24 protein-coding genes, 1 tRNA gene and 1 pseudogene are annotated in these 19,465 nt (G+C 38.1%); 6 read left to right on the forward strand and 20 right to left on the reverse strand.

From position 1 onward, the window contains the following. Positions 1-13: 13 nt before the first annotated feature. Positions 14-478 carry a GNAT family N-acetyltransferase gene (locus tag IGI47_RS11290; RefSeq protein ID WP_438784254.1) on the forward strand — a complete coding sequence of 155 codons (465 nt, stop codon included), beginning with the start codon at positions 14-16 and terminating at the stop codon, positions 476-478. Positions 479-857: 379 nt separating this feature from the next. On the opposite strand, the pseudogene IGI47_RS11295 reads toward IGI47_RS11290, so the two are convergent. Then, a pseudogene (locus IGI47_RS11295) lies at positions 858-992 on the reverse strand (TetR-like C-terminal domain-containing protein); the annotation flags it as partial. Positions 993-1,115: 123 nt separating this feature from the next. Continuing rightward, positions 1,116-1,388: a TetR/AcrR family transcriptional regulator gene (locus IGI47_RS11300; protein ID WP_311929556.1), complete on the reverse strand. Its 273-nt coding sequence runs from the start codon at positions 1,386-1,388 to the stop codon at positions 1,116-1,118. 85 nt (positions 1,389-1,473) lie between these two features. Between IGI47_RS11300 and IGI47_RS11305 the strand changes: the two genes are divergently transcribed. Together IGI47_RS11305 and IGI47_RS11310 are read left to right on the forward strand one after the other, a co-directional pair. Then, positions 1,474-1,863: an MFS transporter gene (locus tag IGI47_RS11305; protein ID WP_438784256.1), complete on the forward strand. Its 390-nt coding sequence runs from the start codon at positions 1,474-1,476 to the stop codon at positions 1,861-1,863. A gap of 119 nt (positions 1,864-1,982) precedes the next feature. Then, positions 1,983-2,225 carry a hypothetical protein gene (locus IGI47_RS11310; protein ID WP_311929674.1) on the forward strand — a complete coding sequence of 81 codons (243 nt, stop codon included), beginning with the start codon at positions 1,983-1,985 and terminating at the stop codon, positions 2,223-2,225. A gap of 309 nt (positions 2,226-2,534) precedes the next feature. Here the strand turns inward: IGI47_RS11310 and IGI47_RS11315 are convergent, their stop codons facing one another. From IGI47_RS11315 to IGI47_RS11335, 5 genes are all read right to left on the reverse strand, one after another. Continuing rightward, entirely contained in the window at positions 2,535-2,846 is a 312-nt protein-coding gene (locus IGI47_RS11315) for a DUF1292 domain-containing protein (protein WP_005878307.1), read from the reverse strand. 24 nt (positions 2,847-2,870) lie between these two features. Next, positions 2,871-3,302: a Holliday junction resolvase RuvX gene (gene ruvX / locus IGI47_RS11320; RefSeq protein ID WP_081134823.1), complete on the reverse strand. Its 432-nt coding sequence runs from the start codon at positions 3,300-3,302 to the stop codon at positions 2,871-2,873. After that, entirely contained in the window at positions 3,299-3,565 is a 267-nt protein-coding gene (locus IGI47_RS11325) for an IreB family regulatory phosphoprotein (protein WP_005878304.1), read from the reverse strand. Before IGI47_RS11325 ends, ruvX begins: the two co-directional genes overlap by 4 nt. A gap of 267 nt (positions 3,566-3,832) precedes the next feature. Next, positions 3,833-4,549 (reverse strand): DNA/RNA non-specific endonuclease, encoded by a 717-nt coding sequence (locus IGI47_RS11330; protein ID WP_438784258.1) that lies wholly within the window; start codon positions 4,547-4,549, stop codon positions 3,833-3,835. Between the two features lie 393 nt (positions 4,550-4,942). After that, positions 4,943-5,013, reverse strand: a tRNA-Gly gene (locus tag IGI47_RS11335). A 120-nt stretch (positions 5,014-5,133) separates the two neighbouring features. Between IGI47_RS11335 and IGI47_RS11340 the strand changes: the two genes are divergently transcribed. After that, positions 5,134-5,886 carry a threonine/serine exporter family protein gene (locus tag IGI47_RS11340; protein WP_438784260.1) on the forward strand — a complete coding sequence of 251 codons (753 nt, stop codon included), beginning with the start codon at positions 5,134-5,136 and terminating at the stop codon, positions 5,884-5,886. A 15-nt stretch (positions 5,887-5,901) separates the two neighbouring features. Continuing rightward, entirely contained in the window at positions 5,902-6,378 is a 477-nt protein-coding gene (locus tag IGI47_RS11345; RefSeq protein WP_081134867.1) for a threonine/serine exporter family protein, read from the forward strand. 134 nt (positions 6,379-6,512) lie between these two features. Here IGI47_RS11345 and IGI47_RS11350 read toward each other — a convergent pair whose 3' ends face one another. The 4 genes from IGI47_RS11350 to IGI47_RS11365 form a co-directional block, all read right to left on the reverse strand. Then, positions 6,513-8,090: an ABC transporter gene (locus IGI47_RS11350; RefSeq protein WP_438784261.1), complete on the reverse strand. Its 1,578-nt coding sequence runs from the start codon at positions 8,088-8,090 to the stop codon at positions 6,513-6,515. Beyond that, positions 8,083-8,823 carry an ABC transporter ATP-binding protein gene (locus IGI47_RS11355; RefSeq protein ID WP_005878294.1) on the reverse strand — a complete coding sequence of 247 codons (741 nt, stop codon included), beginning with the start codon at positions 8,821-8,823 and terminating at the stop codon, positions 8,083-8,085. Before IGI47_RS11355 ends, IGI47_RS11350 begins: the two co-directional genes overlap by 8 nt. A gap of 1,109 nt (positions 8,824-9,932) precedes the next feature. Next, positions 9,933-10,778: a TIGR03943 family putative permease subunit gene (locus IGI47_RS11360; protein WP_438784262.1), complete on the reverse strand. Its 846-nt coding sequence runs from the start codon at positions 10,776-10,778 to the stop codon at positions 9,933-9,935. 10 nt (positions 10,779-10,788) lie between these two features. Continuing rightward, positions 10,789-11,712, reverse strand: a complete 924-nt coding sequence (locus IGI47_RS11365; RefSeq protein WP_081134830.1) for a permease — start codon at positions 11,710-11,712, stop codon at positions 10,789-10,791. Positions 11,713-11,948: 236 nt separating this feature from the next. Between IGI47_RS11365 and IGI47_RS11370 the strand changes: the two genes are divergently transcribed. Further along, complete coding sequence (locus IGI47_RS11370; protein ID WP_311929561.1) at positions 11,949-12,293, forward strand: thioredoxin family protein; 345 nt, start codon at positions 11,949-11,951, stop codon at positions 12,291-12,293. A gap of 289 nt (positions 12,294-12,582) precedes the next feature. Here IGI47_RS11370 and rsmI read toward each other — a convergent pair whose 3' ends face one another. The 9 genes from rsmI to dnaX form a co-directional block, all read right to left on the reverse strand. Next, positions 12,583-13,455, reverse strand: a complete 873-nt coding sequence (gene rsmI, locus IGI47_RS11375) for a 16S rRNA (cytidine(1402)-2'-O)-methyltransferase (RefSeq protein WP_438784264.1) — start codon at positions 13,453-13,455, stop codon at positions 12,583-12,585. A 63-nt stretch (positions 13,456-13,518) separates the two neighbouring features. After that, on the reverse strand, positions 13,519-13,866 hold the full coding sequence (locus tag IGI47_RS11380) for a DNA replication initiation control protein YabA (protein WP_005878284.1): 348 nt from the start codon (positions 13,864-13,866) through the stop codon (positions 13,519-13,521). Then, entirely contained in the window at positions 13,859-14,683 is an 825-nt protein-coding gene (locus IGI47_RS11385) for a PSP1 domain-containing protein (protein WP_005878282.1), read from the reverse strand. Before IGI47_RS11385 ends, IGI47_RS11380 begins: the two co-directional genes overlap by 8 nt. Positions 14,684-14,716: 33 nt before the next feature. Continuing rightward, a complete protein-coding gene (holB, locus tag IGI47_RS11390; protein WP_311929563.1) occupies positions 14,717-15,655 on the reverse strand; it encodes a DNA polymerase III subunit delta' in 939 nt (312 codons plus the stop codon). 8 nt (positions 15,656-15,663) lie between these two features. Beyond that, positions 15,664-15,993: a cyclic-di-AMP receptor gene (locus IGI47_RS11395; protein ID WP_005878277.1), complete on the reverse strand. Its 330-nt coding sequence runs from the start codon at positions 15,991-15,993 to the stop codon at positions 15,664-15,666. A 14-nt stretch (positions 15,994-16,007) separates the two neighbouring features. Further along, entirely contained in the window at positions 16,008-16,652 is a 645-nt protein-coding gene (tmk, locus tag IGI47_RS11400; RefSeq protein ID WP_311929565.1) for a dTMP kinase, read from the reverse strand. Positions 16,653-16,713: 61 nt separating this feature from the next. Continuing rightward, positions 16,714-17,310: a recombination mediator RecR gene (recR, locus tag IGI47_RS11405; protein WP_005878273.1), complete on the reverse strand. Its 597-nt coding sequence runs from the start codon at positions 17,308-17,310 to the stop codon at positions 16,714-16,716. Positions 17,311-17,334: 24 nt separating this feature from the next. Then, entirely contained in the window at positions 17,335-17,646 is a 312-nt protein-coding gene (locus tag IGI47_RS11410) for a YbaB/EbfC family nucleoid-associated protein (RefSeq protein WP_016177351.1), read from the reverse strand. A 52-nt stretch (positions 17,647-17,698) separates the two neighbouring features. Continuing rightward, positions 17,699-19,456 (reverse strand): DNA polymerase III subunit gamma/tau, encoded by a 1,758-nt coding sequence (dnaX, locus tag IGI47_RS11415; RefSeq protein WP_438784266.1) that lies wholly within the window; start codon positions 19,454-19,456, stop codon positions 17,699-17,701. Positions 19,457-19,465: the final 9 nt, after the last annotated feature.

Genomic DNA, 19,465 nt, shown 5'->3' on the forward strand with positions numbered 1-19,465 from the left:
CATTCCGACTGTTTTGATCATCACAGATATCAACGATCAACTTTTAACGACCTTCCTAAAAAATGAACAAAGTTATGTATATCAATTTTCTGAGTATCGTCTATTTCTTGACAGCTCAAACTTCAACGCACAACAAGAAGTACTTCCTTTACGTCATGCCAAAGCAGAGGAATCCCTACAGATTGCTCGCTTACTGTCTGAAATGCCTGAAGACAAGATAGAGCCCCTTTTACCAGAAGATTTAGCAAATACCCTCGTTCTTACCAAAAAAGATCGAGTAATCGTCTGTATCCGTATCGATGAAAGTCTTAAAACTTATGGCATCTATGGCTTTGTCGTCGATCCTGATCATCGTGGTCGAGGATTAGGTCAATCGATCTTGACTGCCGTCATCCAACAATTACTAGCAAAAAAGCAAAAAGAAATCTACTTGGAAGTTGAAGCAACCAACGTGCGTTGCAACTCTACACAAAGCTAAGTTTCAGAAAAGAGATACTCTTTGATTATTATTGTCATGTGATTTGATGAACCTGTGGAAAAATAGTCAAACATTTACTTAATTGTAATGCCCGAAACCACTTTTCAATCAAACGATTTTCAGTTTGTTGTAAACTGATCTACAGAAAGAAGAAACCCTGACAGCATAAGGCCAAGGCTTCTTCTTTTTTCAATTCTATGCATCTTCAACCATGAGGATTGGCAAGATTGAACCAAGCATCCATTACACATATCTAAATATTTAAAAATAAAGTTTTTCAATACGAAAAGTCTTTTGAATAGAACAATTCGTTGTTTAAGTGTATCTCCATGATTTTCGATAGATATGGTCCCTTGCTACACATATTTACCGAAAGTATTCATTTATCAAAATTAAATAAAACGGATAATATTTCCCCCATTTCTTGTGGGGTCTCTTTCATTCCTGATTGGATCCACCGTAATTCGACAGAAATAACTGCACCTGCCATAAAAATACTCGTATATTTATTATTTTTTCTCTGTAATTTTACATAGCCTTACTTGATGAGATAAGAATAGACAGTTTCAAAAGTGGTGATCAATGTTTCAGTTAGTCCCGCATTCGCTAACAGGATCACTGATTCTGCTCCTTCTTTTTATAATTTAAAATATACAGTCATCAATGTGATGAATTTAACTTCCTTAGCATGTTGTGTTCTCCTCAAATAGGCACTCATTTTCCAACTCTTATATCTTAGGATGATATCTTGTAAGGAATGGAAATTCCGATAGTAGTAAGTTCGTGAAACTCTAGCTGCTTTGCATAGTTCTGAAATCGAGATATCTATCAGTTCTTTTTTCTGTAATAGGTGTAGCAAGGCTTGATAGATCTGTCGTAATTTTTGAATCTTGACTTCCTGTGGTCCCATCGTTTACAAATTCCCCTCTTTCTGTAACCTAAAAATGATCCCTCTAGCTTTATTCAAAGATCATCAATTTTCAGGGACCGTACTGATGACTTTGATTTCCGGAATCTTTTTTGTAGGTTTGTTCGTTCTTCTTCCCAGCTTTTTCACCAAGGTTTACAATGATTCAGAACTTCTTGCGGCTTTGTTGATTACACCAGCTTCTGCTATGGTTTTCTTCTTTTCTCCTATCAGTGGTTTATTACTTAAAAAAATAGGTTCCCGCATACTATTATTATTTGGGATTACCTTGATAGCACTAGGATATACAGCATTAACTTTATTAGATCCGGGTATCTACTGGCAATTTGCTATTGCTTTAGTATTGATAGGCGCAGGCTACGGGGTAATCATTGGTCCGTTGACTGTTTTAAGTGCAAGTAATTTTTCTGGTGAATTATTGACTGCTTCACAAAGTGTTATGGGCGTTTTCCGCTAAATCGGCACAGTCTTAGTTGTGGCACTATTCATTAGTGCATTTCGTCAAATCTATCAGTAGCGAAAAAAGAGATCTGGCAAACTGCTCAAAATCAATTTGCAGAACTGCAAGTATCTAATATGCAGAAAAAACAGTTATTAAACGGCAGAAAGAAAGGCATTGATGGAGAAAATATCCTCACACAAAAAAATGAACCATCAACTCTTATTGTGAAGAAAATCCAACAAAAAATAAATGCAATAAGTACTCAGAAATTATCAAGAGCATTTATTCAACCATTTCAAAAGGCATTGCCCTTCACTTGGCTTTTCCTTCTGGTTATCTTTATTTTCCCAAAAAGAAGTCACAAGAGAAGAATGTGAAAATTTTTTACAATATGATGATTTCCTCTTAGTCTAACGGTAATATAGATGATAAGAGTACTACTATCCAAATAATGGAACGGCTATTTACGAATTCAAATCATTTGGGAACATGAATATCAGGATCATTTTGATCAATCAATTGATTCAAGTGAAATAACAAAAAAATCTGATACAGAAGGTTAGTCCTCCTACCCCAGATTTCATTTTTCAAAACTCATCAGTCCTTATTGACAAAGAGTCTCAATTTCTCAGTCAAAATAAAAAAGAAGAAACCCTGTCTAACAAGGTTTCTCCCATTTTTTGAAACTATTCTTCTTCTTCAGCCATGAATGTGTTGAACACTTCTTCGATCATGTCCCATTCAGCATCTGTTTCGATTTGTTCTAGTTCGCCTTCTGTACCATCTTCATTTTCGATGTATGCATAAGCTTGTAATTCGACATCTTCATCTTCAGATGCTCCTGCTGGATAAAGTAATACGTAGTTGCGTCCAAATTCTTCTTGGCCATCTACTGTTAATAAGATTTCGTATAATGTTTCATTTCCTTGATCATCAACTAACGTGATATGCTCATGTCCTTCGTGATCATGGTCATGTGTATGATTATTTTCTGTCATAAGATTCCCTCTTTTCATTTTATGTTAAAACCATTTTTTCCCTGAACCATCTAAATAATTTTGTAAAATCATTACAGCGGCTAACTTATCAATGACTTTTTTTCTTTTTGCTCGTGACGTGTTTGCTTGCTCAACTAACATTCGTTCAGCTTGAACAGTGGTCAAACGTTCATCTTGATAATCAACTGGCAAGGAAAACAATTCTTCGATTTTTTCTCCATAAGCGATCGAACTTTCCGCTCTTGGTCCAATTGTATTATTCATATTTTTAGGCAAGCCTACGACGAAACGATCGACTTCATATTCTTCCACTAATTCTTTCAGACGGTCAAAGCCAAACTCTTCAGCTGACTCATTGATCCGAATGATTTCTACGCCTTGAGCAGTCCACCCAAAAGGATCACTAACAGCAACTCCGACTGTTTTTGAGCCTACATCTAAGCCCATGACCCTCATAGATTTACTCCATGGTTCGTGAGATAATCTTTAACGATTACTTCCATGATCTCATCGCGCTCGTGACGACGAATCAAATTACGTGCATCACGATAACGAGGAATGTAGGCCGGGTCTCCAGAAAGTAAGTAGCCCACAATCTGGTTGATTGGATTGTAGCCTTTTTCTTCTAAAGCCCGATAAACGATCGCTAATGTTTCGCTGACTTCTTTTTTACGACTATCATCAAAACCAAAACGTACGGTTTCATCTGTAAAACCCATGATTCTACACCTCTTTCCCAAAGGTAATCCATTTACCTTATACACCTTTATTTTACTCGAAGTAGCTCAAAACTACAAACAAATCTTCAGAAACTTATAGATAATTTGAGAATGTATGCTACATTAGCATACCATAACCTTCGTTCAAATCATTTCATTTAAAGTTATTCTAAACTAAGTATACGCTAAATTTAAATAAACATAAGCTTTTTCGATTTTTCTTCAAGATTTTCACACTTTTTTCGAATATATCCGTTTAATACTGCTCTATTTTTTTGTTGCTTGACCAGTTTCATAGTTGATCGTATAACCATCTTGAACATTATAAATAAAGACATTGAATTCGATTTTATTGTCTTCGATACTTTCTGCTTCCAGTTGTACCCCTCTTGCTACCAATTCATCCCCTTGAAAATGCGGGGTTACCCGATAACGTACATGATGATTGGTTTCTTTGATATAAGTTGCGATATCATTTTCATGTGCCAACATATAAGGTGCATTCAACGAACGTGTCCCAGTCATCAAGTTTTTGATATTATTGTTTTGACCAGTTAACTGATAGCCAATCAAATGGCTACGATTATATAACCACTGCCCATCGCTTAGTTTCTTTTGTTTCCACCCTGTTGGATCGACATACAAAGCTTCCCGTTTTTCTTTAGGAAACAAATCTTTACCTAACATAGCGTTCGCAGCACCTACACGATTCAGACGATCGATATTTGAATAGCTTTGCCATGTTCCTTTGGACAAGCTTAGATCTTCTTTGGAAAAATCCGGTTGGTTATTATTGATCTCGATTTCTTGATGTTTTCCATCATATTCTGGAACATCGGCTACCTTAGAGGCTTGAGGCGTTGACTCGAATATTCCAGTGATTTGTTGGACGATATCGGAATCTTTTTGTGTTGATAGACCAAGTGCACCAGCTAAAATTGCCACGACGATCCCCATAATTGCTTTTGATGATTTTTTTCCCATTTATTTACTCCTTTGCTAAAACAACTATTCTAAACTTTAACATATGTTCCCCTATTTTAAAATAAAGAAATTTATTTAATTGACGGAATTTACCTGTTTTTATCGTTCTTTTCTATTTGTCTTCTTCACAAATAAAATACGCCACGGATCGGCTTTTTGCTTGCTGTTTATTTCTGACGACAAAAAAAGAGTTTGGGACAAAACTAAAAATCAGTTTTGTCATAGACTCTCGAATAAACGGCGGCCAAAAGTCAGGTTTTTCGGAAATGTCAAAAAAAAAAAAAAAAAAAAAAAACGAGCAATACCAAAAGCATATTGTTCGTTTTTATCTCCAATTTCTCAAACCTAAATGACTTTTGTCTCGACCTCTTCATTCATTCAAAAATTCCTATAAGCGGGTGACGGGAATCGAACCCGCGACATCAGCTTGGGAAGCTGGGATTTTACCACTAAACTACACCCGCATCTCACAAATGATAGTATACGCCTAATTTTTTTCAGACTCAAGTTTTTATTTGTTTTTATCTTTTTTCACCCGTTTGTAGTAAAATAAAGGCAATAAATGAACTAATGGAGAAGATGCTATGTCGGAAAAAGAATTGAATTTGTTACTTGATACCTGCTTATTGGCTGGAAAAATCATGATGGAAAGCAATGCTGAAATGTATCGGGTAGAAGATACGATGAGTCGGATTGCTCTTGCATCCGGCAGTTATCGCTTAGTTAGCTATGTGACACAAACCGGACTCTTCATTGGATTTGATCGAACGTCGACGATTCGTATGGAGCAGATCACGAACCGATCGATCAATTTAGAAAAGGTTGTTAAAGTGAACAGTTTATCCAGAAAATATGTTGCCGGTCAGCTGACACTAGACGAATTGTACCAAGAATTACAAGAAATCGACAAAGATCGCTCTTTCTTCCCCATCTGGCTTCAGATTGTCAGTGCAGCGATCATTAGTGGAACGATCATGGTGCTGTTTGGTGGGGAAATGCGTGATTTACCAATTACTGTGATCATTGGCGGAATTGGCTATGCAATTTATTTATACAGTTTGAAATTTTTCCGTATTAAATTCTTATCTGAGTTCCTTTCTTCTTTATTGATTGGTGTAGCCGCTATCCTTAGTACTCGAATTGGTCTTGGAATCAATCAGGATTTGATCATCATTGGTTGTGTCATGCCCCTTGTCCCTGGGGTACAAATCACGAATGCCATCCGTGATCTACTTGCTGGACACTATATTTCTGGTGTTTCCAGAGGAACAGAAGCCATGATGACAGCTACGATGATTGGCTTTGCAATCACCTTTATCTTCCAACTTTTTTATTAGGAAAGGAACATGATGATGTGGAATCTATTTATTCAATTCTTATTTAGCTTTTTAGCTACTGCAGCTTTTGCGATCATCACCAATGTTCCTAGACGAGCATTGATCTACTGTGGTCTATCCGGTGCATTCGGTTGGATGATCTATTGGACTTGTGTTGATTTTGGCGGTAGCCCCGCTTTTGGTTCATTACTGGGTTCCCTTGGCGTGGCTTTCATCAGTAACATTTTCTCTAAACGCTTAAAAATGCCTGTAACTATCTTTAATATCCCCGGCATGGTTCCATTAGTTCCGGGTGGATTAGCCTATCAGGCAGTCAGAAATCTCGTGACAAGTTCCTACCAAGAGGCAGCGAACTATGCTGTCCAAGCCATTATGATTGCTGGTGCGATCGCATTAGGACTAGTTCTGTCAGAAGTCTTCAACCATAACATCCGCAATTTTAAAGTCAAGAGAGAATCAATACTGTTAAAAAGAAAAAAACGAATCAAATAATTAACAGTATGGGAAATGAAGTACGCTCTTTCTCCAATATAAAAAAAGGTCGAGACAAATCTAAAATCAGTTTTGCTACAGACTCTCGAATAAACGGCTTTTGTCTCGACCTCATTTCCACTCTATCGCCTATTTTATAGTTTTTCCCAAAAATTCTTTTGATAGTGTCGAATAAGCCAAAGCACACCAGGGATGAGGATAGCAAAAGCAATCCCATTAACGATCCAGAAAGGAAACATGAGTGTAGTAATTCCATAGATAACTAGGATGATCACACTACCAATTATCGTCCCCATCAACATCGTTACCAATCCTAAGTTCCCTGCTCCACGGGTAAAGAGTTGATTGATGTTCGTCCAATTTAATAGAAGCAGTCGATAGTCTCGGGCAAAGTAACGTAGTGATAAGAGGTAAGTGCCAATTAAGGTACCTAGTAAGAAACTAAGTAAAAAAAGAAGCGGTAAGCGGAAAATCAAGCCAGCTATTATCGCAATTCCTCCTGATAGGCAACTCTGTAATAACCAACCAAAACGAAATTTTTCTTTTAAATAGCGCTTCATGGAGAGTGGCAATGAACGGATGAACAAATAATTTTCTTGGTCTAAAGAAATCAGATTACTGACAAAGGATGTTTGATTGACCGTCAAGGAAGCTAAGACGATTCCAGTGAAAAAAACTACCCCGATCAAACGAATATCAAGTGTACTTAAATTTATCCCATCCCCCACAGCAAAGGCAATAATAAAAATAATCGGCGTTATTAAGGAGGATGAAATAACTTGTAAAATCAGGCTAGGTTCTTCGACTAACTGCATATTGTAGTTAAACAATAATTGTCGTAATGTCTGATTTTTTTTGTGTTTACGCTTCGCTTTTACCTCAGTTGTTGACGCAGTTAGCTGATCAGTTAGTTTTGGTACGATCAATGAGCGAATAGCAAATAGCAACACGAAAACTGTTACCAAAATGATACCAAGATTGAGTAGGCCATTTGTAGAAAACGGCTGATTCATCACATGATAAAAAGGTAAAAGAAACACGAGCGGTTGTCGGTCAGCCAAGCCTACGCTAATATCAACAGTCTGATGATTCATCCACATGATCCCGACTACTGCAATGACCATTGATCCACCAAGTAAAAGACTAGTCACTGCTTTTTTATGTTTTTTGAACAATGATGTTTGCGCAAGTCCAAAGACGAGTAAACTAGCGATACAAAAAAGCAAGATAAGAAATAGCGCAAATAATAAGAATGCGAAGAAAATCGTCACTAGGAAAAAGTGTTGCGCCCGCCAACCAGTTAATAGGAATAACACAAGTAACGGGAAAACAAAGGGAGCGATAGTCATCGTTACTACTAAGATCTTCGATAGGAATAGTTGACTCTGTCTAAATGGCAAAGGTAGAAATGCTTGAAGATCGGTTCCTTCAAAAAAGATGTTATAGATAACAGAAATACTTTGTGACAATCCCAATAAGCTAAACAGTGCCACATAGTAAGTAAAAAAACCTGGCATGCGATTAAAATCAACGGCAAACATGGTAACACTATAAATCAATAAAAATGCTAAGCCAGAAATCACAAACTGTAACATCAAATAACGTGAAAGACTTTTTCCTTTCTTTCCTTTTTCTCGAGCCTTATTAGTCATTTGCGGATTCACGTATAAAAGATTGACACGGATCAGTTCGATCAGTTGTTGTTTATTCATACGTCTCACCTGCGGATTGTCTCCCCGCCATTTTCAAATAGATTGTCTCTAATGTATCCGCTGGCGATTCATTCAATAAATCTTGTACTTTTCCATGATAGATCAGCTCTCCTTTTTTCAAGATAGCAATCTTATCACACAATTGTTGCGCAGTATCTAGTACATGAGTTGAAAAAATCACAGTCTTTCCTTTTGCCGCATGCGCTTTCATCATTTCTTTCAGATCATAAGCCGCCTGGGGATCAAGTCCTTGCAGTGGTTCATCCAACACCCAGATATCTGGATCAGGCAATAAGGTTCCGATCAGGATCGTTTTTTGCCTCATTCCATGAGAAAAACTTGCGATCGTCTCTTCCTGATTTCTCCCCAGATCAAAAAGTGTAGTCAACTCAGCTAAACGTTTTTCTTTTTGTGCCGGCTCTATTTCATAAGCTGCAGCAATCAGATCCCAATACTCTCCAGCCGTCAATTGCAAAAATATGTCTGGCGAATCCGGTACATAGCCAATCTTCTTTTTTATTTCTAAACGATTTGTCGACAAATCTTTGCCATCGACCACTATTGAACCAGAAGAAGGTTCAATAATACTTACTAGACTTTTGATCGTAGTTGATTTTCCTGCACCATTATGACCTAAAAATCCAAATATTTCCCCTTGCTCAATCGTTAACGTTAACTCTTTCAAAGCTACTTTTTTCCCATAGTTCTTTGTCAAATTCCAAAATTCAATCATCTTACACCTCTTTTTTCATTTGTGATTTTTTTCTATTGTACGCTTTCATTTTGAATACGTAAATATGTAAAATGCAGAGAAGGATGAAATACAACAAAAAAACATGCTGATTTTATCCCACTTATCGAAAGTGAAATCATGATCAACATGTCGTGCGTATAACAATCAGATAGTTCTAGTGAACAGGCACTCATCATCTGTATTCAGTCGGTTACTGATATTGCCTCCAGTGACTGCTTTGATCAGTTCCCCCAATATGGATTATGAAATCCGAACATATAATAAAGGAAAAGATACATATAAAAACAACTGCCTATGACTAAAAAAATACGGGCAAGTAGCTTGTTTAGTTTAGGAAGGCAAGTACCTAACCCAAAGAAATACAATCCTAAAATATAAGTATAACTAATATTTTCTAGTGTCTCTTCGGTCGATCGATTGACATAGTAACTTAGAAAGATCAAGAAAAGCGTAAAGAGCAAGATAAATGAAAAAGTTTTCGAAAATTTGATTTTCTTCATGGATAATTTCCTCTTTCATTATTTTTTAGGCATACGTTGATGTTCTATCGGAAACACGCAAAAAATCAAATCACAAACAGTTATTTAAAGTGACCTTTTCTAGCGCTTCTTTTCCCCAATGATAGAAAAATTTTTTATTGATTTTGTTTATACGGTACGATACTAACATATATATAATCGATATCAATCAGTAAAAAGTGCAACTCTCACTTTTACTTAGATCAGCGAAAAAATGATCCATACAAAAAAACTTGTGACGAAAAGGAATGTGGGACAAATCTAAAAATCAGGTTTGCTACAGACACTCGAATAAACGGCGGGAGCAGAAGCAATTCCTTTCGGAAATAAGCCGAAATTCACAAAAATTTGAAAAGCAATTTTCGTTCATTTCTTCTTATTTCTCGGAGTTAAACACTTCTGTCCCAGCCTCTCTCAAATAAACGGCGTCCAAAAGTCAGGTTTTTCGGAAATGTCAAAAAAAAACGAGCAATACCAAAAGCGTATTGTTCGTTTTTATCTCCAATTTCTCAAACCGAAACGACTTTTGTCTCGACCTCTTTTCGTCACAAAGTTTTCTTTACACTTTCATTAAAATGATCGGTAGACATATTGATTTTTTGGGGCAGCCACTTTGGTTGCTTTGCTTACTTCAACCGAAGGGATCTCTCGCTTGAAGGGTTCATAATAATCGGATTGGATCGTTCCTTCGACTTTGTACCACTCATCGTTTTTGATCGATGTCCCATCGGGCATGTGTGTGAGTAGTCCAAAAACTCCTGAATCGGCGACACAGTGAATGATGCCGAAACGAAATAAAAAGCTGTCTTCCTGTTCCCCGTTTGGCGTTTGATACACAAAGCCTTCATAGGATATTTTTTTACCGATGAATTCGCTTGGATAATTATAAATCAATTCCATGATTTCTAAGTAATTCTCATCAGTGATCGTGATTTTTTCTTTGTCACCATATTTTGCTTTCAACTGATTCATCTGATCCAAGTAATCTGATTTATTGAAATAAATGCTGGTATCTGGTTTCAAATATTGTGTCTGCATTTCTGGATCGCCAACTGATTCTTTACTTACTGGAAAATTGAACCCTTTTGCTTCAACAATCGTCGTATCCAAACTAACTGTTGGAAAAAGTGTGCCGACAATGACAGGCAAAGCTAGTAAAACATAAGCAATCCCACGTTGCCAAGGTGTCGATAGACCATGGTCATGTTCTTCATGATGATGCTCGTCATGATCCCTTTTGGCTGAATCACTTTTGACCCAAACGTATAATTGGACAAGTGCAAGTAATGCAGACAAAATCATCGAAAGGATCGCTAAGTAACGATAATGGACATTGATGTACTGATCTAACTTACCTGATACTTGCAGATACATCATCAATTCAAAATAACCGGATAGTATCAAAAATCGTAACATGTTTTCCCTCCTAGATGAATAATGTAAAGCCAATCACACTGATGGCAATCAAAGCAATCAGCGAGACAATGAAACGACCATTGAAGTAACGTTTCATCATCAACAGGTTTTTGATGTCAACCATTGGACCAAATACTAAAAATGCCACAACTGGTGCGGTCCCAAATAGACTTAGTAAGGATGAACCAATGAAGGCATCCGCTTCTGAACAGAGGGACATTGTAAAAGCAAGTATCAGCATAATGACGATCGCCAAGATTTTTGTCGATCCAAGGGTCAACATCACTCGCGTTGGTAAATAGGTTTGCATACCAGCAGCAATCAGCCCACCGATAATCAAATACCGGCCTGTGTCAAAAAACTCATCGATGCTATGAGTCAAAACGTGTCCTGTTTGCTGTCCGAATCGTTTCACTTTATTTGTCTTTATTCCAGTGATTTCATGATGATGGTGCGTGGATGTTTCAATTTTTTGGCTTATCTTCTCTTTTAATACAGATTCCTTTTGGAAATAGGCTAACCAAATACCTATGATGAGTGCTACAACAAAACTACCAAGCATCCGCCAACCTGCCATTACCCATGAGTTACCGAAAGCGATAAAAGTAGAAAAAATCACGATCGGATTGATGATCGGCGCAGTAAGCATAAATGCGAAAGCAGTATGTACAGGAACGCCTTTTTTTACAAATTGATGAACGATGGGAACGATTCCACACTCACAGGAAGGAAAGAAAAATCCTAAGATCGAGCCAGTTAAAATCGATAAAAACCGATTTTTAGGTAGCCAACGCTTCACTCTTTCTGGTGTTAAAAAAACTTGGAGGGCCCCAGAGATGAGACAACCCAATAATACAAATGGTAGTGCTTCGATCACGATCGATAAAAAGATCGTACTCATTTGCAAAACCGAATTTGGTAAAAAAGAAAACATGATTTCTCTCCTTACTTTAAGCTACATTTGCCAAAATAATATACGCTTTCCACTAAAAAAAAACAAGAGAAGTTGTTATAATTTACACAACTCTTATTTTTTCGTTTTTATCTAAAAAGCAATTCAATTGACATATTCCGTAATTCTGTTTAAATAAGAACAGTATTTTCTTCGTAGCTTTCTTATTACTGGTTAATTTAATAACTTGCTGATTGCTACCAGAAAGGAATGATCCTATGAAAAAAACAACTAATCTATCTGAAGTCCAAGCAGCACTCGCTCAAGCAGAAACTGTTGCTGTTTACTTATCGATGCCAAATTGCAGTGTTTGTCATGCTGTAAAGCCTCGCTTTGAAGAATTATTGTCCCACTACGCATTTCCAAGTTTTCACTTGGATGCTGTAGAAACACCAGAAGTGGCTAGTACGTTCCAGGTATTGACTGCTCCAGTTATTTTGATTTTTCATGAGCAAAAGGAGATCGAACGTCAAGCGCGCTTCATAGATTTCCATCGTTTGACGCGCCTGTTTGAACAATTGGATACAGCGAGTAAACTGAGTTATGAGGACTTATTTAAGTAACTATCAGAATAAGAGCGTTCCAGAGTTAGCTGCAACTCTTGGAACGCTCTTTTTAGGCTCTATACTTTTTGAGGCTGGGACAGAAGTGTTTAACTCCGAGAAATAAGAAGAAATTCACGAAAATTGCTTTTCAAATTTTTGTGAATTTCGGCTTATTTAAGAAGGAGTTGCTTCTGCTCCCACCGTTTATTCGTTTTTAAAGAATGAGACAAAAGTGTTTCTTACTTTTGTCCCACGCTCATCTGGCAATGAGCCATCATTTATTGAAGAGATCATTACGATTTCCAGTTTATTCCTCGTCTAATTCATGGAATTGGCGATAGACTTCTTGCTTTTTTAATCCATTTTGTACGGCTACGGCTTTGATTGCTTCATTGGTTTTTTTGCCTTCTGCAATCAATTGTTCCACTTGCTCTTTCAATGAACCGACAATCTTAATTGTTTCTTCCTGAATCCCTGTACTTCCTTCTATGAGAAGACAACATTCCCCTTTGATTGGTTGGTCCTCGATATACGAAAGCAATTCTTCGATGGTTCCCCGCAAATATTCTTCATGGATTTTCGTCAATTCGCGACATAATACGACCCGACGATTTCCTAAAACAGTTAACATGTTTTTTAAAGTCCCACTGATTCGATAAGGAGATTCATAAAAAATCAGTGTTGCCGTATGATTCTTTAATTTTTCCAATGTATTTTCTTGCTCTTTCTTCTTTCTTCCTAAAAATCCATAAAATAGGAATGGTTGTGGCAGTAGACCAGAAGCAATCAGCGCTGTCATGCCGGCCGTTGCACCTGGTAAGGAAACAACAGGAATACCTTCTTCGATACAAGCAACTACCAATTCGTGCCCTGGATCGCTGATCGAAGGCATGCCAGCATCACTGACTTGAGCAATCGACTGACCGTTTTTCAATACTTCCAGAAATTGAGGAATACGCTCTTTATAGTTGTGTTCATGCAAACTTTTCTGAGGCGTATGGATCTCAAAATGATTCAATAATTTTTGCGTATTTCGCGTATCCTCACTTGCAATCAATGCAACTTCTTGCAACATCCGAACACTTCGATAAGTCATATCTTCCAAATTACCTATTGGCGTAGGTACTAAGTAAAGTGTTCCTGTTGTGTGATTTCCTTTAAAACTTTTTTGGTTGAACATTTTTTTATCTCCTATAAAAAAACTGGAGCAGGATTTTCTACTCCAGTCTATTATTTACTTTGATCAGCGTCCGCTCTCACGGTAGATGACTTCTAAACAAAAGGCACAAGGTTCATCATTTTCTCTTCTTGAACCATAAAGATCATAACAGACATGGAAGCCTTCTTCATAAATCTTTTCTAAATTCATACGTGATTTTGAAAGTTCTTGTTTCACATTTTCTGCTGGTGCTTGTGCTGCTTGGTTCAATTCGCGCAAATGTTCTCTTAAACGCTGATTTTCCATCTCTAGCGTTGTATTTTTTTCAACGATTTCATGTAAGGCTTGTTTCATCTCGACCAATTCAGTCAACGTATTTCTAAGCTCTGATTCTAATTGATTCAAACCGTCATATAATGATCGTTTATCCATTCATCTCACCTACTTTGATGAAACTTTTTAATTCGTCCCATTCATATTCAACAGGATTTTCCCTTCCAACTAATCGTATACTTACAAGACGATTAAGAAGGTTCAATCCAACGACTTTCCCTTTACCATCAGGCGTATCTACTACGTTTCCAAAGTCAGGGAGTTCTTTCTTTGTTCGTTCATATTCTTCGCTCTCATACTGCAAACAACACATCAAACGTCCGCATAATCCAGAGATTTTTGTTGGGTTCAATGACAATCCCTGATCTTTTGCCATCTTGATCGAAACAGGAACAAAATCTCCTAAAAATGAGGCACAGCACAACGGACGACCACAGGGACCAATCCCACCGATCAATTTCGATTCATCTCGCACACCGATTTGTTGAAGTTCGATTCGCGTGCGAAATACCCCAGCTAGATCTTTGACTAACTCACGAAAATCAATACGTCCGTCTGCTGTAAATGAAAAGATCAGTTTACTGCGATCCAATGTATATTCTACACGTACGATCTTCATCGCAAGTTGATGTTTTTCTATTTTATCTTTGGCGATTTTGAACGCACGTTTCGCATCTTCTCTATTTTTGTTATCTTTCTTCAGCTCGTTTTCTGTTGCTTTATGCAAAATGGGACTAACTTTATCTGGCAGGTCCTCTGGATCCATTTCTATTTTGGGAACGGCAACAGTTGCGATATGTAAGGTTTTCTGAGATTCAACCAAAACCTTTTCTTGATAATAATACGTTGAATCACCAGGTGAAAAATAATAGATATGACCTGCATCTCTATAACGGACACCTACTACTTCGACCATTTCCTTCCCCCTTGACCCTTCTTTTGCTACTTTTTAGTTGATCGTTCGTAGCACCAATTGTTCTGCTACTGCTTGAAAGCTGACATTGTTTCTCAGTTTTTGTTCTGCAAATAATATACGCTCGATCGTCTGATTGATTTTTTTTACTTGCATGATTTTGTCTTTCTCTAAGGCTTGCTTCAATGCCTCTTGATAATAAAATAGTAAGATCGATAAAGCCGTAAACTGCTGTGATTTTTCTTTAAATAACTTTATCAGCTTTTTTTGCACATAGATGAATGCTTGTGTATCATTGCTTTGCATGTACACAAACCACTGCTGAATCGAATCCTTAGCATCATTAAACCATTCATTCTGCGATATTTCAACTGCTTTTGTGAAACTGTTGGTTAAGAACGCCAAAAGTTTTGCTTTTTCCACAGGTATCCCCGCTTCTTGCAGTTTGTGGATCAATACCTCTTTAGACAATTCTTGAAAATGGAGGATTTGACACCTTGATTGGATAGTTGGTAAAATTCTCCCGACTGAATCTGTTTCGAGGATCGCCAAAAATTCTCCTGGTGGTTCTTCTAGAAATTTCAATAAACTATTGGCCGCACTACTATTCATCTTTTCAGCTTCTTTAACAAGAAAAACTTTCTTGCGCGACTCATAACCACTTCGACTAAATTCTGTTTGCAGCCGTCTGATTTGATCCACTTTGATGGTTTGACCTTCTGGTTCGATCGTTAACACATCAGGATGTTCCTGATTTTGGATCCGCTGGCAATTATTACAAGTGCCACAAGGAAGTCCGTTTTTCATATCTGTACAAAAAAGATGTTGTGCTAACCAAATTCCCATCTCGTGTTTTCCCGTACCTTTTTCTCCTTCAAAAAGATAAGCATGAGCGAGTCGCCCATGCCAAAAGCTGCGTTGAAGCTGTTGATACACGATAGGTTGCATTTGATCTAGAGTAAATTCTTGATCCATAGCTCCTCCTAAAATTGGTGAAATCCTTCAACTGGTAATACAAAGACTGTTGCTCCGCCTACTTCAACTTCTACTGGATAAGGAACGCCACCATCCATAGAGATGTCTAAAGTGACTGGGGTCGACACAAACTGTTTTCTGGATTCACAAGTTTTTTTGATGATCTCTAACGCATCTTCCACACGGTCATCTTCGATCCCTACGATGAATGTACTATTTCCTGCTTTCAAAAAACCACCTGTTGAAGATAGTTTTGTCGCACGAATATTGGCATCGATCAGTTCATTTGATAAACGGTTGCTGTCTTTGTCTTGAATAATAGCTAAAATGATTTTCATATACAGTCACCTTCCTAATTTTCAAAAAATTGTGGATATTGTTCAATAATCGCTCTATAACTAGTTTGTAAAACCTCTTCAAAACTCTTTCTTGCATCGATCTTATGGATACGTTCAGGATTTTCCTCTGCCAACTTCAAATATGCATGCCGCACACGTTGATGAAATTCAAGCCCTTCAGAATCTAAGCGATCGATCTGATTGTGACGATGTTCTTCAATGCGCCGCAACCCAGTGTCTGAATCAACATCAAGATAGAGGGTAAAATCTGGTGTCGTACCTTCTGTAGCAAACTCATTCAGTTGAGCAATCTCAGAAATACCGATCCGTCTACCAGCCCCTTGATAGGCTAGTGAGCTGTCCACAAAGCGATCGCATAAGACGATATACCCTTTAGATAGCGCTGGTAGGACTTTTTCGACTAGATGTTGTCTTCTAGCTGCTGCGTAAAGCAATGCTTCTGTCCGCTCATCCATTCGATCGTTTTTTGGATCGAGAATCACTGAGCGGATCTCTTCCGCAATCGGGATACCTCCTGGCTCTCTTGTTTGAATGATCGTTGTTTTTGCTACTTTTTTCAAAAGAGGGAATAGTTCATTTAAAACACTTGTTTTACCTGCACCATCTGGCCCCTCGATCGTGATAAATAGTCCGTTCACATTTTTGCCCCCATCTCGTGTTCCTTCTCTATTGTAGCTGAGAAATTTAGTTTATAACAATTTATAACTCGCGTCTGCCCTCGACAGCTTTCAAAAGCGTTACTTCATCGGCATATTCAATATCTGAACCAACGGACAAGCCATGTGCTAGACGTGTCACTTTGATGCCAGCTGGTTTGATCAATCGGGAAAGATACATCGCCGTTGCCTCACCTTCTGTCGTAGCATTTGTCGCAATGATCACTTCTTGGACCTGTGCATCATGTAATCGTTCAAGAAGCGAAGAAATATTGATGTCTTCTGGTCCAGTTCCTTCCATTGGAGAAAGCACACCATGTAGCACGTGGTAAAGGCCATGATATTCACGCATTTTTTCTAGAGCCATGACATCCTTGGGTTCTTCTACCACCAAAATGACTCCTCGATCTCGTGAAGGGTCTTTACAGATCTCACATGGATCTTCTTCGGTGATGTTTCCACAAATACTACAAAAATGCAGATCACGTTTTACACTTAGCAAAGATTTGGCAAATTCGTTGACCACTTCATCCTTCATATCGATCGTATAAAAAGCTAATCTCGTTGCTGTTTTTTGACCGATACCTGGAAGTCTCATATAACTGTCGATCAACTTTGCGATTGGTTCTGGATATTGCATCTTTCATTACCCCTTTAGGAAAAATTAGAAGGGTAGGCCCTTTGTGTATTTTCCCATTGTTTTTTCAGTTTCTACATCGATTTTTGCAAGTGCATCATTCACTGCCATGATCACTAAATCTTGTAACATTTCTGTATCTTCCGGATCAACGACACCTTCGTTGATTTGTAGATCTTTCATACGGCGGTTACCAGTAAAAACGACTTTGACTAAATCATTCGTAGCTGCTCCAGTAAATTCTGTTTCATTCAATTTGTCCTGTGCCTGTACCATTTCTTTTTGCATTTTTTGTACTTGTTTCATCATACCTTGCATGTTGCCCATTCCACGCATCATAATATCATTCTCCTTTAGTTCATTTAATTGCTATTCATTCTATAATCACTTGTTAATCATCGACGATAGTCACAATGTCAGGTCCAAATATCTCTTCTGCTTTTGTAACGATCGTTTCTTCTTGCGGTTCATTTTGAGGAATCAATTCGATTTCTTGTGCTTCATCTTCTGGCGCAAATGAATCTTCTGTGCTACTGTCTTTTGCTTGGATCAGATAATCTTTACGGATCAGAGGCCAGCTTTCTCGGGTGATGTAAACTGGCTCTGGTGCATAATCTTGGATCATCCGACTAAGGTTGTTATGGATCGAAAGCTTTAGTTCTTCATCATTCGCTGCTCGTTGACAGACGATCTCATAGTCAAAAGCAATCACTAACCCATTGGGACTAGCAGCAACAGGTTCACTTGCTTTTAGCATCGCTCGTTGAGTCACAGATAGGCTCATTAGCAGATCATCCCAGACTTCTTTGACATTATTCAAATGTTTTCTTGTCGCTTCTTTTAATACTTTATAGACACGTTCAGTTGGTACGCGATACGTACTTGCTTGCTTTTTCTGAACAGGTGCGTGCGTTTGCTTGGCAGGTGCTTGATTGGCACCTCCATTGGTCTTGATAGCACTGATTTCTTTTTTTAGTTCACTGATTTCTTTTTTTAGTTCACTGATTTCTTTTTGCAACTGCTTCACAAGCTGATCAGCTACTCCGCTTTCTTGGCTTGTACCATTACTAGGAGCCTGTGCTAATTTGACTGTCGCTACTTCTAAATAGATCGTTGCACTGTTCGTAAAACGAATCTCATTTTGTGTGTCACTCAATATGCGGATCATTTGGAATAAGCGATCAGCTGTGACCTCTTTAGATAGTGCCACAAAAGGCTCTCTGATAGATGTCGTTTGTTCCGCTAAAAGGTTCGGTGCTTGTTGGAACATCAATAGATCCCGACAGTATTGTAAAAGATCCTCTAAGAAACGGCGAGATTCCTTCCCGGCTGCCAAAATATTGGTCAACGCCTCTAATGCCTTAGGAACATCTTTATTCACACACGCACTTAGATACGCATCCATCATCTCATTTGTCAGACTTCCGGTCACCTGCATCGCATCATCCAAAGTAACGGTCCCATCACTGAATGAGATCGCTTGATCCATGATACTCAAAGCATCACGCATCCCGCCTTCTGCAGCTCTTGCGATCACGCCCAGTGCTGGTTCTTCATATGTGATATTTGATTGGTCTAAAATAAATTTCAGATGTTCAACGATATCTGCTGCGGTGATCCGCTTGAAATCAAATCGTTGTGTTCTTGAAATGATTGTTGCAGGAATCTTGTGCGGTTCAGTGGTTGCTAAAATAAAAATAACATTTTCTTTTGGTTCTTCTAATGTTTTAAGTAAGGCATTGAATGCTCCAGTAGAAAGCATATGGACTTCGTCTATGATATAGATTTTGTACGCTGCTTTAGTAGGTGCATAATTGGCTCGATCTCGGATAAAGCGGATTTCTTCCACCCCGTTGTTGCTTGCTGCATCGATTTCAATGACATCTTCTTGCGTTCCTGCAGTAATCGATTGACACATTTCACATTGGTTACAGGGTTCACCATCTTTACTATTTGGGCAGTTGATTGCTTTTGCAAAAATTTTAGCTGCACTCGTTTTACCAGTTCCCCGTGGTCCTGTAAACAGATAAGCATGAGAAGTTTTGTGGGAAACGATAGCATTCTTCAAGGTCTGGGTAACTGCTTTTTGTCCAACGATATCGTCAAAACGTTGGGAACGCCAGACGCGATAAAGTGCTTGATATGCCATGAGGATCCC

The sequence above is a fragment of the Enterococcus sp. AZ191 genome (assembly GCF_051713845.1).
GTDB lineage: Bacteria > Bacillota > Bacilli > Lactobacillales > Enterococcaceae > Enterococcus_B > Enterococcus_B durans.